Below are 13,727 nucleotides of genomic sequence, written 5' to 3'. Positions count from 1 at the left end.
AGCCATGATGCAGATAGGACTCTTCTGCCTCGCCGAACACTACGGCAACGATACGGCCCAGAGCCTTCACGACCAGCTGCGCCTGGTGGAGACCGCCGACCGGCTCGGCTTTGACGAAGCGTGGTTCGGCGAGCACCACTTCAACGCCTTCAGCGTCCTGCCCGACCCCGCGGTCATGCTCGCCTATGCCGCCGCGCGCACACAGCAAATCCGCCTCGGCACCGCCGGCTTCCTCGCCCCCTTCCACCACCCCGTCCGCCTGGCCGAGAGCATCGCGGTGCTCGACAACCTCAGCGGCGGCCGCATCGACGCGGGATTCGCCAAGGGGGGATTCGCGCCGGATACCCGCCACTTCCTGCGGAGCAGGGAGGAGCTGCGTTCCGTCATGTTCGAGACGGTCGAAGCGGTCGACCTCCTCCTGCACCGCAGGGCCGTTGATTTCGAGGGCAACTACATTCAGATTCACAACAGTACGGTGACGCCGAGACCGCTGCAGAAACAGCTCCCCTTTTACGTGGCGACCTTCGCTTCGGAGGAGACGATCCACTACGCCGCGACCCGCGGGTACGGGCTGATGATGTCCCAGGGGGCGTCGTTGCGCGACTGCGTCGAAGCGCAGCACTTCTACCGCAGTATCGCCGGGCACGATCCGCAGATGGTGGTCATGCGCGTCTTCGGCGTTGCCGACAGCGCCGCCGAGGCGCAGCGGACGGCGCTTCCCGCCATCGACCACTTCGTCAAATGCATGCGCGCCGCCCAGCGCGAACAGCCCCAGCCCGGTTTCGACGCCGAAAACTACGAGGCGCTGCTGCAGGAGCGCACCGCCTTTTTCGACGGGAAACCGTTTTTCGACAACGCGATCCTGGGGACGCCGGAAATGTGCATCGAACAGATCAACACGCTCTCAGACGCGCTGACCCACCTCCATATCGCCCTGAAACCCGCCGCCGTGCATGTCGAATCGAACATCGCCATGCTCGAACGGTTCCACCATGAAATCCGACCCTACATTGCCAAAGGAGCATTATGTCCAGAAACCCTCTGCACCTGCTGATCGGCCTCACCGCGTCTGCGGCGGCGCTTCATGCCGGAAACGAAGCGGCGCTCGACGCCATTACCGTCCACGAAACACCCATTACCGTCGCGTCCGAGGGCATTGAAACGGCCCGGCCCACGTCGCTGCCCCGCAGCGCGGCGGACCTCGAGGAGGTGATTACGCGTGACACCATCGAAGCGCTCAACCCCTCCGACATCTACGACGTCCTGCAGTACGCCAGCTCCGTCTTTATCCAGCGCCAGGGGCGCAAAGCCCCGGCCTTTGTCAAAGTGCGGGGCAACCGCGCGCTGGGCATCATCATCGACGGGGTCTACATCCCCGCCGCGGTCACGAGCCGCATCCTCACCGTCCTGCCCGTGGAAGCGATCGAGCGTATCCGCGTCGTCCGCGACTCCGCCACGCTCAACCTCGGACCGCTGCCCAACGGCACCGGCGGCCTGCTCGGCGGCGACGATGCCGGCTACCTCGTGATCGAAACCCGCAACCCCGGGGCGCCGCTTGAGGGGCTGGCCGCCGTGCAGGTGGAGAGCTTCGGACGCGAACACGTCAGCGCCATGGCCGGGGGCATCGGAGAGTACGGCTACCTCAACCTCCTCGTCGACTACGACCGGAGCGACGGGGAACCCGATGAGACGACCGGGTTCGAAAAAACGACCCTCTATGCCAAAGGGGGCCTCTTCTACGACGCGTGGAGCCTGGACCTGCAGGGGTTCGTAACCCGCGGCTCCAAGGAGCTGCAGCGCAGCACCACGCCGGGCGTCAGCGATGCCAAGTGGGAGTACGACCCGATCAAGATCGGGGAGTTCTCCGCCAAAGCTTCCTATGACTGGGGACAGGGCGTCACCTCCCTCTCCTACGCGCGCAGCGACCTGCGCGTGGAGCTGCAGCAGCGCTCCTGGAGCAACCCCGACGCCTACACCCTTGAAGTCCAGGAGGAGAACTTCAGCGACCTGCGCCTCGATCATGCCCACCGCCTCGGCGAGCACACCCTCCGTGCCGGCGTGGAGGGGATCTGGTGGCACACCCCGACCGGCGAGTACTTTTATACCGGCTGGGAGAAAAAGGAGCGGACGGCGGGCGCCTTCGTCCAGGACGAATGGCACCGCGGCCGTCTCAGCCTGGACGGCGGCGTGCGCGTCGACAAGACCTGGATCGACAAGGGGTACGAGCAGGTCGTGAGCCAGAAGGTCCTGATCGAAGACGAAGCGATGGAGCCGGTCGCCGCCGCGGCGATTGGTGCGCGATGGCAGGCCGCGCCGAGCTTCGCGCTCTATACCCGCGCGCGCGCCAGCACCCAGAACGCGCCGGAGGTCGAAACCGTCGACGGGACGTCGCTCTCCGCCAGCACCCGGCTCGGGGCCGAAGCGGGCTTCGATGCCGCCCCCGCCCCCTGGTTCAAACCGCGGCTGTCGCTCTATTTCCTTGATGTGCGCGACGCCCCCTACGTCGCCGCCCAGTGGACCAATCCCGATGACCCGACGGACATCGTCAACCTCTACGGCAGCAAGGACTGGCACGAATACGGAGCGGAAGTGGCCCTGGCCGGGGTACTGGACGCCCTGACGTACCAGCTCTCCTACAGCTACAACCGCAACAACGACGATACGCTGGACAACCGTATCCCCGATTCGACGTTCAACGGCATCGTCACCTACACCTACGCCGGGCTCAAAGGCACGGTCGGGGTCTATTATGTGGACAACTTCGAAGCCGTCAACAAGGCGGGCACGGGCGAAGCGGGCGGCTATACGAACATCGACTGCTCCCTCGGCTACGACTTCAGCGCGATGCAGTTTCGCCACAAAGCGACGCTCTATGCCCGCAACCTCACGAACGACGACTACGAGTCCGTCTACGGCTTCCCGAGCCTCGGACGCGTCATCGGCGCCGCGTACCGGATCGCATTTTGATCCGGCCGCCGTGCGCAGAGGTGAAAAACGGGTTTCGCCTCTGCGGACCGCGGTCCCAAGCGGACACCCGAATCCATTTCGATACAGGAGTAACAATGCATAAACCTTTACGCCTCTCTTCACTTTTATCCATCGCCCTACTCTCCGCCTCGCTGCAGGCGGAGAGCTTCGAGCTCGGCCAGGTCTCCGTCACCGCCGACCCGCTGCTCTCGGAGCTCTTTAGCGACCGTGTGGACGCCGAACAGATCGACATCTACGGCGACAGCACGGTTTCCGAAGCCCTTACCCGTATGACGGGGGTGGCATTCTACTCCCGGGGCGGCCGGGCCGAAACAGATATCAGTATCCGCGGTTTCGATTCGCGCCGTATCGGCGTCTTTTACGACGGCGTGCCCATCTACGTCCCCTACGACGGCAATATGGACTACACCCGCTACCTCACAACCAACATCGCTGCCATTGACGTCTACAAAGGCTTCTCCTCGACGGCCTTCGGCGCCAACACGATGGGCGGGGTCGTCAATATCGTCTCCAAAAAGCCGAGCCGCCCCTTCGAGGGCACCGTCTTCGCCCAGGGGACACTCGACAGCAGCGGCGACCAGGCGGGCACCATGTACGGCGGGAACATCGGCATCCGCGAACCGCACTACTACCTGCAGCTCTCCGCGACGGGCAAGCACCGTGACCACTCCCGTCTGCCCGAAAGCTACGACGCGACGCCGGTCCAGCCCGAGGGCGACCGGCTCAACTCCGCCTCGGACGACCGCCAGGTCAGCGCCAAATACGGCTACCTCCTAGACGGCGGCGAAGTCGCCCTGGGCTATATGTACCAGCACGCTACCAAGCAGCAGCCGACTGTCACCGACCCCGTCTACGGCCGCGAAAAGTACTGGGACTGGCCGAAATGGGATATGCAGAGCCTCTATGCCGTCGGGCAGCACACCCTGTTTGGCGGGCTCTTCAAAGCGACGGCCTACTACACGGAGTACGAAAGCAAGCTCTACTCCTACGACGACATCAACCTGACGACGATGGACAAAAAATTCGCCTGGAAATCGAACTACAAGGAGTCGACCTACGGCCTCCGGGCGGAGTTCACCGTCGACGCGGCGGGCAACCGGCTCACCCTCTCATCAAACTACAAGCATGACCACCACAAAGGGTACGACATCGACAAGGTGACCAACGTCAGTACCCTGGGGGAGGAGTTCGAAGATACGACCCTCTCCTTCGGCCTGGAGGACAGCTACCGTTTCGCGGAGCGCTTTACCCTGGTCGCGGGCATCGGCTATGACGTCAAATCCTCCGACCATATCAGCGACCCGACGATCGACGACAAGAAAGACGAATCGGCCTGGAACCCGGAGGCGGCGTTCATCGCGGAGCTCGCTCCCAAACAGACCCTCCGCCTCAGCGTCGCCCAGAAGACCTACTTCCCCTCGATGAAAGAGCGCTACTCCTACAAGCTCGGCTACGGGGTGCCCAACGGCGACCTGAAACCGGAGATGACGACCCACAGCGAACTCGCCTACAAGGGCGTCTTCAACGATGCGTGGATCGCGGAAGCGGCCGGCTTCTACCTTGTGACGGAGGATTACATCCAGGCCGTCTACTATGACACCTTTGACGGTGTCAACCGCACGCAGAACCAGAATATTGGCACCTTTTACCGTTCGGGAGCAGAGCTCGCCCTCTCCTACATCGCCGACGTTTACGAAGCGGGGGCGAATGCCACTTTCCTGAAGATCGGCAGCGCCTCTTCGGACAGGCCCATCGGCGTGCCGACACGCGAATACAACGTCTTCACCCGCGTCTTCTTCGCCCCGAACCTGAGCGGCCTCGTCACCCTCCACGGCCAGAGCGGCGCCTACGGGCAGCTGGCCGACAGCAGCTACGAGAAACTGGGCGACGTGCAGACGATCGACGCGAAGGTGACCTACCTGCCGGTCGCCTCCCTCGCCCTCACACTGGGCGTCAAAAACATGGCGGACAAGCTGAACTATTACGACGACGGCTATCCGGAACCGGGGCGGGAGTTCTACGGCAGACTCTCGTACAGCTTCTGATGCGCCGCCTTTTCCTGACCGTGCTGTTTTCGGCGGCACTGCTCGGCGCGGAAACGGTGCCGCCGCTGCGCGTCGCCGTCATCGGCGGGATGACCATGAGCGGCATGTGGCAGCAGATCGCGGCCGCCTTCGAGGCCGCCCGCGGCATCCCTGTCGACGTTGTCGTCAGCGGCCCAAAATCGGAGCTCGACGCCTACTGCAGGGAACACCCCGTCGATCTGGTGACGATGCACGCCAGCGACACCATTACCGACCTGGCCGCCGACGGCCTATTCGAGCAGCTCACCCCCTGGACGCGCAATGCGCAGATGCTCCTGGGCCACCGCAGCGACCCTGCCGGGCTCACCGGCGCCGGGAACCTGAAGGAGGCGCTGGCGAAACTGAGTGCCTCGGAAGCCCCTTTCCTCGTCCATGCGAGCGGCGGCACTTTCGAAGTCTTCAACGCGCTGCGCACGAAACGAGAATGGCACCTGTCCCCGGAACAGCTCCGTTTCACCCCCGCCAAGCGCGGTTTCCTCCGGGAGACGGCGGCGCTAGAGGGGTACACGCTTTTCGGCGTCATCCCCTTCTTGATGCAAAAACAGCACCACCCGCAGATCCGCGGCTTCTACTTCGACGACCCCGCCCTTATGCGACCCTACCTGGCGGCCATCGGCAGCGAAACGCGCCTCGGCGCCGCCCGCCACGCCCGTGCCGATGCCCTGCTGGCCTTTCTGACGTCGCCGCAGGCACAGCGCATCGTGCAGGATTTCCGTATCGACGGCCACCCGGGCTACCCGGTCTTTTACCCCCTCACCCCCAACCAAGGAGATAATGATGTTTCTCGAACCCATTGATTTTGCCACCATGTACAAGGCCCACAAGCTCGCCACCGACTTCAAAGGCAAAAGCGCCGACGAATGGAACGCCAAGGCCGCGGACATGGCACCGCGCATGGTCAACAGTCCCTACGTCGACACCTTTCTCTCGAAGATGGCGCTGGATGCCGACGACGTCGTGCTCGATATCGGCTGCGGGCCGGGTACCCTGGCCCTCGCCCTGGCCAAAAAGGTCAAAAAGGTGATCGCCGTCGACTACGCCGGACAGATGCTCGAACAGCTGCGCCTCTACGCCGAACGCGAAGGGATCACCAACATCGAGACCTACCAGCTGAGCTGGGAAGATGACTGGAGCGCGCTGCCCGAGGCCGACATCGCCGTCGCGTCGCGCAGCCTGGAAGTCAGCGACATCGAAACGGCCCTCTCGAAGATGACGCGCCACGCCGCAAAGGCCTGCTACCTCACCTACAAGGCCGGGGGCAGCTACGTCGACCTGGAGATCCTCGAGTTCATCAACAGGCAGATCACCCCGAAGCCCGACTTCTGGTATATCCCGCTGATCCTCTACCAAAAAGGGCTGCTGCCGCGCGTCGACTACATCGAGACCGAACAGGGCAGCATCAACAGCGGCAGCGCCGACGCCTTCGTCACCTCCCTGCGCTGGAGCCTCGGCAGCCTCACCGGCGACGAGGAGGAAAAGGCGTACCACTACTACGACAAGGTCGTCGCCAAATCCAACCGCCACCCCCGTCCCTTCAACTGGGCCTTCGTCGCCTGGGAGACGGCGCGCTGATGCGCCGTCTAACACACCCCTAACACTCTTTGCGTACACTGGCACGACGATTTCAGCTTCCAAGGATTGTGTATGAAACCCCTCTTTTACTCCATAGTCGCCGGCGCGGCGGCCCTCTGGCTCGGCGGCTGCGGCGGCACCGGCGGCAGCGCGACCGACGTCACCGCCGAACGCGGCCCGATGCTCTATGCGCTCGTCACCGACGCCTCGGGACAGCAGGCGACGATGCTCTCAGGCGGCCGCTACCGCTTTGCCAACGACCCGGTCTACCCCGTCACCAGCCGGGGGGGTGTCATCGACATCAACCGCAACGGCTTGATCGACGCCGGCGACCTCGCCGCACCGGAACTGACCCTGCAGACGCCGCAGGGACGCGCACTCACCCTCGTCACCTCCCTGGCCCACAAAGCCCAGATCGCGACGATGCTGCAGAACGATTTCAACCTGAGCACAACGCGTATCTTCAATGCGACGCCCTCCGGCGACAGCGCCATTGCCGCGATCAGCGACGAGCTCTACAAATACTGTGTCGAGCACAATGTCAGCGACCCCTCCACCCTGACACTGAAAGTCATGCAGAGCCTGCAGGCACAGATCGCCGCGCGGATCGGGGCGTATGCCTCCGGAGAGTTCAACGCCACAAAACGCGAACGCTACCTTGTCAAAAACGAGCTGGGACTCCGGACGATGACCCAGGCCGAGGCCGATGCGATGAACCGCCAGCTCAGTGAGCGCGACGGCACGCCGCAGCTCTCCGAGCTCAACAGTACCCTCAGGGGCACGCTGGCGTTTATGTGGAACGAGGAGAAGATGGCCAAGGAGCTCTACCTTGCGCTGCATGCCCTCTGGCCGCACAAAGAGTTCTACAATATCGCGATGATGTCCGAAAGCCAGCACCAGGCCGCCATCGAAAGCCTACTGCTGACCTACGACATCAACGTCACCGACATCGACGGCGACGAGGCGCACTACAGCGCGGAGGAGCTCCAGGCATACGCTGCAGGCATTTTCCCCGACACCGGTATTCAGTCTCTCTATGACGAACTCTATGCAAAGGGTGCGCAAACCGACCAGGACGCCCTGGAAGCGGGCTGCATGGTCGAGGTCACCGACGTCAATGACCTTACCGCCAATATCGCCCTCGCAGCGGCGGCGGAGGCCGACGACCTCGTCGCAACCTTTACCAGCCTCCGCAAGGCCAGCTACAACCACTACTGGGCCTTCGACGGCGCCCTGAAAATCCTCGGTGTAACGGAAGGGTGCTGCGTCCTCGGCGGGACGTTCTGTAAAACGCCCGAGGAGTATCCCGATACCCGTGGCGGAGGCGGCGCCTAAAGATTTTGCCTAAGCGTAATTCTTCAGTTTCGGACAGGCTTGTTTGGCTAGAATCCTGCACAATGAAAACACTGCGCCAGCTCCTGCTCTCGGTTCTGTTGTCAGCCTTCTCCTTCTTCGTGGTCCACGACTACGTCATGGCGGATGTGGATACCGACACCCAGTACGAACTCTGCCTCGCGCAGAGCGACACCGGCGCACTCGATCTGCCCACCAAGATCCATGAACATATCCACTCCCTGATGAGCATCCCGGAGGCCGCGCCCCTGCCGTCTTCCGACCGCCCCGTTGCCCTCCGCAGCCACATTGCGCCGCAGCAGCTCCTTTCCCATATTTCACCCGTCCCTACCAAGCCCCCTTTAGCCTAAACCTTTTTTCAACCCTATTCAAAAATTCCCATGGGCAGGCACGCACCTGTGCCGACCCGCATAAAAGGCAATGTCAATGATCCCTTTACGACTTCTGGCCCTCTGTGCCGCCGCGTCGCTCTCGGCGGCCCCGGTCTCGCTGCAGACGTTTCTCGATGCGAGCACACACTCCGACGCGGCCCGCGCCGGGCAGTATGCCGCGGAAGCGTACACGCTGCAGCAGCGCAGCGAACTGCTGACCGACGGTCCCTCCCTCAACGCGCAGGCGGGCTACGCCGACGCCAAGTCCGTGTCTAAGAATGCCATGGAGTACCACGTCAGCGTTGAACAGCCCTTCCGCACCGCCGGGACCGGCAGACTCGAGCGGCTGCTGGACAACGGTACCGGCCTGAGCAGCGCACTGCAGACGGCCCGCCTGCAGAACCGCGTCTATACCTACTATATCGACGCCTGTACCCTCCAGGAGGAGCTCTGGCTGCTCCAAGACGCCAAAACCCGCGGCGTACAGATGGAAGCGCTGATCCGCACCGGGATGGAAGGGGGCGAGTTCGACCGCAGCGCCTGGCTGCGCAGCCGTCTGAACGTCGAGACCCTGACCCTGCAGATCGACGAGCTCAACAGCCGCTACAATGAAACGTTCCGTCTGCTGCGGGCCACGGCGCAGACGGAGGCGGAAAGCCTGCTGTGCAACGACCTCCCCGACACCATCACCCTGCCGCCGGAAACCCTGCTTGCCGACGCCCCGCTGCTGCGGCAGCTCGAAAACCGCCACGGCAGCGCGAAAGCCCTCGCTTCCTACCGCAACAGCTGGCTGCAGGAAGTGACGCTCGCCGCGGGTTATGACGACGAGATGGACGTCCAGCGCGCCAACCTCTACGTCACCATCCCGCTCGCCCCCGGAAGCCGCCGTGCCAACGACCGCGAGGCCGCCCACCGCGATGCCCTCGCCGCCGGCGCCGAACTGCGCGCGATGCGCAGCGAACTTGACGCACGGGTTACGGCCTTCACCGCAGCCCAACAGACCCGAAGAGCCAACCTGGAACGTATCAATGACGAGCTGATTCCCGAAGCCTACGAGACAACCGTTCTGCTCGAGGAGCGCTTCATGGGCTCCGAGGCGAGCTACCTCGAATACATCGACAGCCAGAAGATGCTCTTCGCCCTGCTGATGCAGGGTGTCCAGCTCCGCGCAGACGCGCTGAAGGCCGAAGCGGGCCTTTTTGCCGACCTCGGCATCACCCCCTCTATCAAGGATAAAAAATGAAATACATTATGCCCCTGCTCATTACCCTTATACTGCCGCTTGCCGCGGCCGACCGGATCGACCCCGGCACCCTGCAGGTGTCGCTGAGCACACCCAAAGCCCAGACGCAGCTTCCGCTGGGCAACTACCTCGGCACCTACACCTACCCGCCGTCGTCGCGTTTTACCGTCAGTGCCAACACGGAGGGGTTCGTGACCCGCATCGCCGTCAAACCCTTTGCCCACGTGAAAAAGGGGCAGACGCTCTTCACCCTCAAAAGCCCGAAACTCCTTGACATGCAGTCCGAGTACATCGCGACCCTGCTGGAGCTGGAGTACTACGACAAAGAGGTCAAGCGTCTCGAACCGCTGGCGAGCAAGGGGGTCGTCGCTTCAAAACAGCTCACCGAGAGCCGCAACCGCCGCCAGAAGCTCGACGCCTCCGCCGCGTTCCAGCGCGACGTCCTGCTGGCGTACGGCCTGAAACCGTCACAGCTCACGCAAATCGCTTCACAGCATAAACCCGACCCGGTCCTGACCATCACCGCCCCGGCCGCGGGCAGCATCGCCACCGTCGAGACGCAAACCGGCGGCTACGTCGCCGAAGGCGCCGTCCTGGCCCAGCTCATCGACACGACCGAGTGCCACTTCGAGATCGATATGCCGTGGGAGACCGCTGATACCCTCGCCCTGGGCGAGAAACTGACCGCGGGGGCACAGGCCTTTACGGTCTTCGCCAAGGCGCCGCAGATCGACCCCGTCTCCCAGACCCGTACCATTGACCTCCATGAGGGCGGCGAATGCGGCGAACGGGGCGGTGCCAGTATGAACATCGCGCTTTCGCGCACCGCGAAGGCGTGGAAGGTCCCGGCCGCTTCCGTCACCGAGCTTGACGGGCGCAGCGTCGTTTTTGCCCAGCGCAGCGACGGTTTCGAACCGCTCGCCGTCACCGTACTTTCGCGCCGTGAAGGCTTCTGCTACGTCACCGGCGCTTTGAACGCGGACGACCGCGTTGCCGCCTCCTCCGTCCTGGCCCTGCGCAGCGCTGCCGCCGGGGGTGAATGATGGACGCCTTGCTGCGTTTTGCGCTCTCGCAGCGCATCATCATCCTCCTGCTGGCCGCCGCCGTCGCCATCTACGGGGTGCTCTCCTACGGGAAACTCGTCATCGACGCCTTCCCCGACGTCTCCTCGACCCAGGTGAAGATCATCATCAAGGCCCCGGGCATGACCCCGAGCGAGGTGGAGCAGCAGATCACCATCCCCGTCGAGCTGGAGATGCAGGGCATCCCCCACCAGACGATGGTCCGCTCCATCTCGAAGTACGCCCTGGCCGACATCACGATCGACTTTGAAGAGGGCACCGACCTCTACTGGGCCCGCGACCGCGTCTACCAGCGTTTTACCGCTGCCAAGAACGAGCTGCCCGAGAACATCGGCGGGGGGATCGCCCCTATTACGACGCCGCTGGGCGAGATCCTGATGTTCACCATCGAATCGGAAAGCCTCAGCCTGATGGAGAAGCGCACCCTGCTTGACTGGACGATCCGTCCGGCCCTGCGCAGCGTCCCCGGCGTCGCCGACGTCAACGCCCTGGGCGGCCTGGTCAAAAGCTTCATCGTCAAGCCCGACTTCGCCCGCCTCTCCGCCTACGGCATCCCCGTCTCCCAGCTCATGGAGGTGATCGAACGCAACAACGCCAACTACGGCGCCGGGCGGGTCGAACAGGGCGACGAGGCGATCATCGTCCGGGTACTGGGGAAACAGACCGGCATCGAGAGCATCCGCGAACTTGTCCTCGCCCAGCGCGAGGGAAGTACCGTCTATGTCGGCGATGTCGCCGATGTCAGCGTCGGTGCCGTCACCCGCTACGGCTACGTCACCAAAGACGGCAAAGGCGAAGCGGTCGAGGGGCTGGTACTGGGCCTCAAAGGCGCCGACGCCTCCCGGACCGTTGCCGCCGTCAAAACGCGCCTGGCCGAACTGGAGAAGAACCTCCCCGAGGGCACAAAGCTGAACGTCTTCTATGACCGCAGCGACCTCGTCGGTAAAGCCGTCAACACGGTCCAGAAGGCGCTGTTGGAAGCCGTCGTGCTCATCATCGTCATTCTGCTGCTGATGCTCGGCGACATCATCTCCGCGCTCACCGTCGCGCTCATCCTGCCGATGGCAATTCTGAGCGCCTTCATCCTGATGCACCTCTTCGGCATCAGCGCCAACCTGATGAGCCTCGGGGGGATCGCCATCGCCATCGGGATGATCGTCGACTCCGCCGTCGTCATGGTCGAGAACATCGTCGCCTGGCTGGGGCACCCCAAATACGCGCACGAACCGCGTACGCGCCTCATCTACCTGGCAGCCAAGGAGGTGAGCCTCCCGATCGTCTCGGGCGTCGTCATCATCATTACGATCTTCTCGCCGCTGCTCATGCTGCAGGGGCTGGAGGGCAAACTCTTCTCCCCGGTGGCGCTGAGCATCGTCTTCTCCCTCGCCTCCTCCATTCTCTTCGCCCTCTACCTCATCCCCGTCATTGCCGGGATGAGCATCAAGAAGGCCCACGACGAACCGACCTGGCTGGTGCGCAAGCTCGAGAACCTCTACATCCCGACGCTCCTGCGCGCCTTCCGGTTCGAAAAGCCGATCTACGCCCTGCTGGTACTGCTTGTGCCGCTCTCCGTCTACATGTTCGGCAGCGTCGGCAAGACCTTCATGCCGACGATGGACGAAGGCAACATCGTTATCGGCGTCGAGTCCGACCCCGCCATCAACATCCCGGCGGGGATCATGCTCAGCACCCAGATCCAGCAGCAGCTCATGGCGGCGGTACCCGAGATCAAGTCCATCATCGCCCGCAGCGGCTCGGACGAGATCGGCCTCGACCCCATGGGGCTCAACGACACCGATACCTTCTTGGTGCTGCACCCCAAGTCCGAGTGGCGCACGCCCGACCCCGACTGGCTCCGGGCGCAGATGCGCACGGTGCTTGAAGGGATCACCGGGATCGAATACGGTTTCACCCAGCCCATCGAGATGCGCACCTCCGAGATGCTGACGGGTGCGCGCGGCGACGTCGTCGTCAAACTCTTCGGCGACGATCTTGAGACCCTCAATACCCTGGGGACAAAGATCGCCGACCTTCTGCGGGCGACCGAGGGGAGCGAAGACGTCTACATGCGCCAGAACGAAGGGGTGAGCTACCAGCAGGTCGTTTTCGACAAGAAACAGCTCACCAAGTACGGCCTCAACCTCGACGAGGCGGCGCAGATCCTCGCCATCGCCGTGATGGGTGCCGAGGCGGGCAAGATCTACGAGGGGATGAAGCAGTTCTCCATCCTGATCCGCGGCGACTACGCGCAAAACGACCTGCCGCTCTCGTCGATCTACCTCACGACCCCGGCGGGCGAGCGCATCGCCTTCTCCAACATCGCGCACATCGAGCGCACGGCAGGGAGCGTCGAGATCAAGCACGAGGGGGCCCAGCGCTTCGTCTCCATCCAGACCAATGTCAGCGGGACCGACCTCACCACCTTCGTGGCGGCGATCGCCGCGCAGATCGAACAGGAAGTCTCCCTCCCGGCAGGGTACCGGCTGGAGTACGGCGGGGAGTTCAAAAATCAGCAGCGTACCATGGCGCGCCTCTCCATCGTCGTGCCCATCGCCCTGGCCGTGATCTTTATGATCCTCTTCTTCACCTTCCGCTCCCTGCGGCAGGCCGCGGCCGTCTTTGCGATGATTCCGCTGGCGCTGACGGGCGGGATCGCCGGGCTGATGGCGAGCGGCCACTACCTCTCCGTCCCCGCCTCGGTCGGTTTCATCGCCCTGCTGGGGATCGCCGTGCTTAACGGGGTCGTCATGGTCAGCTACTTCAACGAACTGGTCAAAACGATGCCGCTGGAGGATGCAGTCATAGAGGGGGCGAAACGGCGCCTCCGCCCGGTCCTGATGACGGCGCTCATCGCCGCCTTCGGCCTGGTGCCGATGCTCTATGCCACCGGTCCCGGCTCGGAGATCCAGAAACCCCTCGCCATCGTCGTCATTACCGGGCTGATCAGCTCGACCCTGCTCACCCTGATCATCCTGCCGATCCTCTACCGGCGGATCGAAGCGAAGAACGAGTTACAATATACTGTGTGAAAAGG

The 13,727-nt window shown here is 63.5% G+C and carries 10 protein-coding genes; all 10 read left to right on the top strand.

The features are described 5' to 3' along the window. The first annotated feature begins 4 nt into the window (after positions 1-4). The 10 genes from WCX18_RS00285 (at position 5) to WCX18_RS00240 (ending at position 13,722) form a co-directional block, all read left to right on the top strand. Complete coding sequence (locus WCX18_RS00285; protein WP_345988576.1) at positions 5-1,054, top strand: LLM class flavin-dependent oxidoreductase; 1,050 nt, start codon at positions 5-7, stop codon at positions 1,052-1,054. Continuing rightward, on the top strand, positions 1,027-2,967 hold the full coding sequence (locus tag WCX18_RS00280) for a TonB-dependent receptor plug domain-containing protein (protein ID WP_345988574.1): 1,941 nt from the start codon (positions 1,027-1,029) through the stop codon (positions 2,965-2,967). The genes WCX18_RS00285 and WCX18_RS00280 overlap by 28 nt, the downstream gene beginning before the upstream one ends. A 95-nt stretch (positions 2,968-3,062) precedes the next feature. Beyond that, complete coding sequence (locus WCX18_RS00275) at positions 3,063-5,033, top strand: TonB-dependent receptor (RefSeq protein ID WP_345988573.1); 1,971 nt, start codon at positions 3,063-3,065, stop codon at positions 5,031-5,033. After that, positions 5,033-5,869, top strand: coding sequence for a substrate-binding domain-containing protein (locus WCX18_RS00270; RefSeq protein WP_345988571.1), 837 nt, complete (start codon positions 5,033-5,035; stop codon positions 5,867-5,869). Before WCX18_RS00275 ends, WCX18_RS00270 begins: the two co-directional genes overlap by 1 nt. Next, on the top strand, positions 5,847-6,644 hold the full coding sequence (locus WCX18_RS00265; protein WP_345988569.1) for a class I SAM-dependent methyltransferase: 798 nt from the start codon (positions 5,847-5,849) through the stop codon (positions 6,642-6,644). Before WCX18_RS00270 ends, WCX18_RS00265 begins: the two co-directional genes overlap by 23 nt. Positions 6,645-6,716: 72 nt before the next feature. Further along, positions 6,717-7,979, top strand: coding sequence for a DUF2202 domain-containing protein (locus WCX18_RS00260; protein ID WP_345988567.1), 1,263 nt, complete (start codon positions 6,717-6,719; stop codon positions 7,977-7,979). 62 nt (positions 7,980-8,041) lie between these two features. Continuing rightward, positions 8,042-8,347 carry a hypothetical protein gene (locus tag WCX18_RS00255; RefSeq protein ID WP_345988565.1) on the top strand — a complete coding sequence of 102 codons (306 nt, stop codon included), beginning with the start codon at positions 8,042-8,044 and terminating at the stop codon, positions 8,345-8,347. Positions 8,348-8,423: 76 nt separating this feature from the next. Then, positions 8,424-9,611 (top strand): hypothetical protein, encoded by a 1,188-nt coding sequence (locus WCX18_RS00250; protein WP_345988563.1) that lies wholly within the window; start codon positions 8,424-8,426, stop codon positions 9,609-9,611. Further along, positions 9,608-10,654: an efflux RND transporter periplasmic adaptor subunit gene (locus WCX18_RS00245; RefSeq protein ID WP_345988561.1), complete on the top strand. Its 1,047-nt coding sequence runs from the start codon at positions 9,608-9,610 to the stop codon at positions 10,652-10,654. Before WCX18_RS00250 ends, WCX18_RS00245 begins: the two co-directional genes overlap by 4 nt. Further along, positions 10,651-13,722, top strand: coding sequence for a CusA/CzcA family heavy metal efflux RND transporter (locus WCX18_RS00240; RefSeq protein WP_345988559.1), 3,072 nt, complete (start codon positions 10,651-10,653; stop codon positions 13,720-13,722). Before WCX18_RS00245 ends, WCX18_RS00240 begins: the two co-directional genes overlap by 4 nt. The last annotated feature ends 5 nt before the right edge of the window (positions 13,723-13,727 follow it).

Origin of the sequence: Sulfurimonas sp. HSL1-2, from assembly GCF_039645565.1 — a bacterium.
In the GTDB taxonomy this organism is placed as follows: domain Bacteria; phylum Campylobacterota; class Campylobacteria; order Campylobacterales; family Sulfurimonadaceae; genus Thiomicrolovo; species Thiomicrolovo zhangzhouensis.
Note: the sequence above shows the minus strand (reverse complement) of the source record. Positions and strands in the feature narration are given on the sequence as shown.

What these genes read in the sequence shown, in the direction of transcription:
- WCX18_RS00285 (WP_345988576.1), top strand. Translation starts at nt 5, where the DNA reads ATGATGCAGATAGGACTCTTCTGCCTCGCCGAACACTACGGCAACGAT.
- WCX18_RS00280 (WP_345988574.1), top strand. Translation starts at nt 1,027, where the DNA reads ATGTCCAGAAACCCTCTGCACCTGCTGATCGGCCTCACCGCGTCTGCG.
- WCX18_RS00275 (WP_345988573.1), top strand. Translation starts at nt 3,063, where the DNA reads ATGCATAAACCTTTACGCCTCTCTTCACTTTTATCCATCGCCCTACTC.
- WCX18_RS00270 (WP_345988571.1), top strand. Translation starts at nt 5,033, where the DNA reads ATGCGCCGCCTTTTCCTGACCGTGCTGTTTTCGGCGGCACTGCTCGGC.
- WCX18_RS00265 (WP_345988569.1), top strand. Translation starts at nt 5,847, where the DNA reads ATGATGTTTCTCGAACCCATTGATTTTGCCACCATGTACAAGGCCCAC.
- WCX18_RS00260 (WP_345988567.1), top strand. Translation starts at nt 6,717, where the DNA reads ATGAAACCCCTCTTTTACTCCATAGTCGCCGGCGCGGCGGCCCTCTGG.
- WCX18_RS00255 (WP_345988565.1), top strand. Translation starts at nt 8,042, where the DNA reads ATGAAAACACTGCGCCAGCTCCTGCTCTCGGTTCTGTTGTCAGCCTTC.
- WCX18_RS00250 (WP_345988563.1), top strand. Translation starts at nt 8,424, where the DNA reads ATGATCCCTTTACGACTTCTGGCCCTCTGTGCCGCCGCGTCGCTCTCG.
- WCX18_RS00245 (WP_345988561.1), top strand. Translation starts at nt 9,608, where the DNA reads ATGAAATACATTATGCCCCTGCTCATTACCCTTATACTGCCGCTTGCC.
- WCX18_RS00240 (WP_345988559.1), top strand. Translation starts at nt 10,651, where the DNA reads ATGATGGACGCCTTGCTGCGTTTTGCGCTCTCGCAGCGCATCATCATC.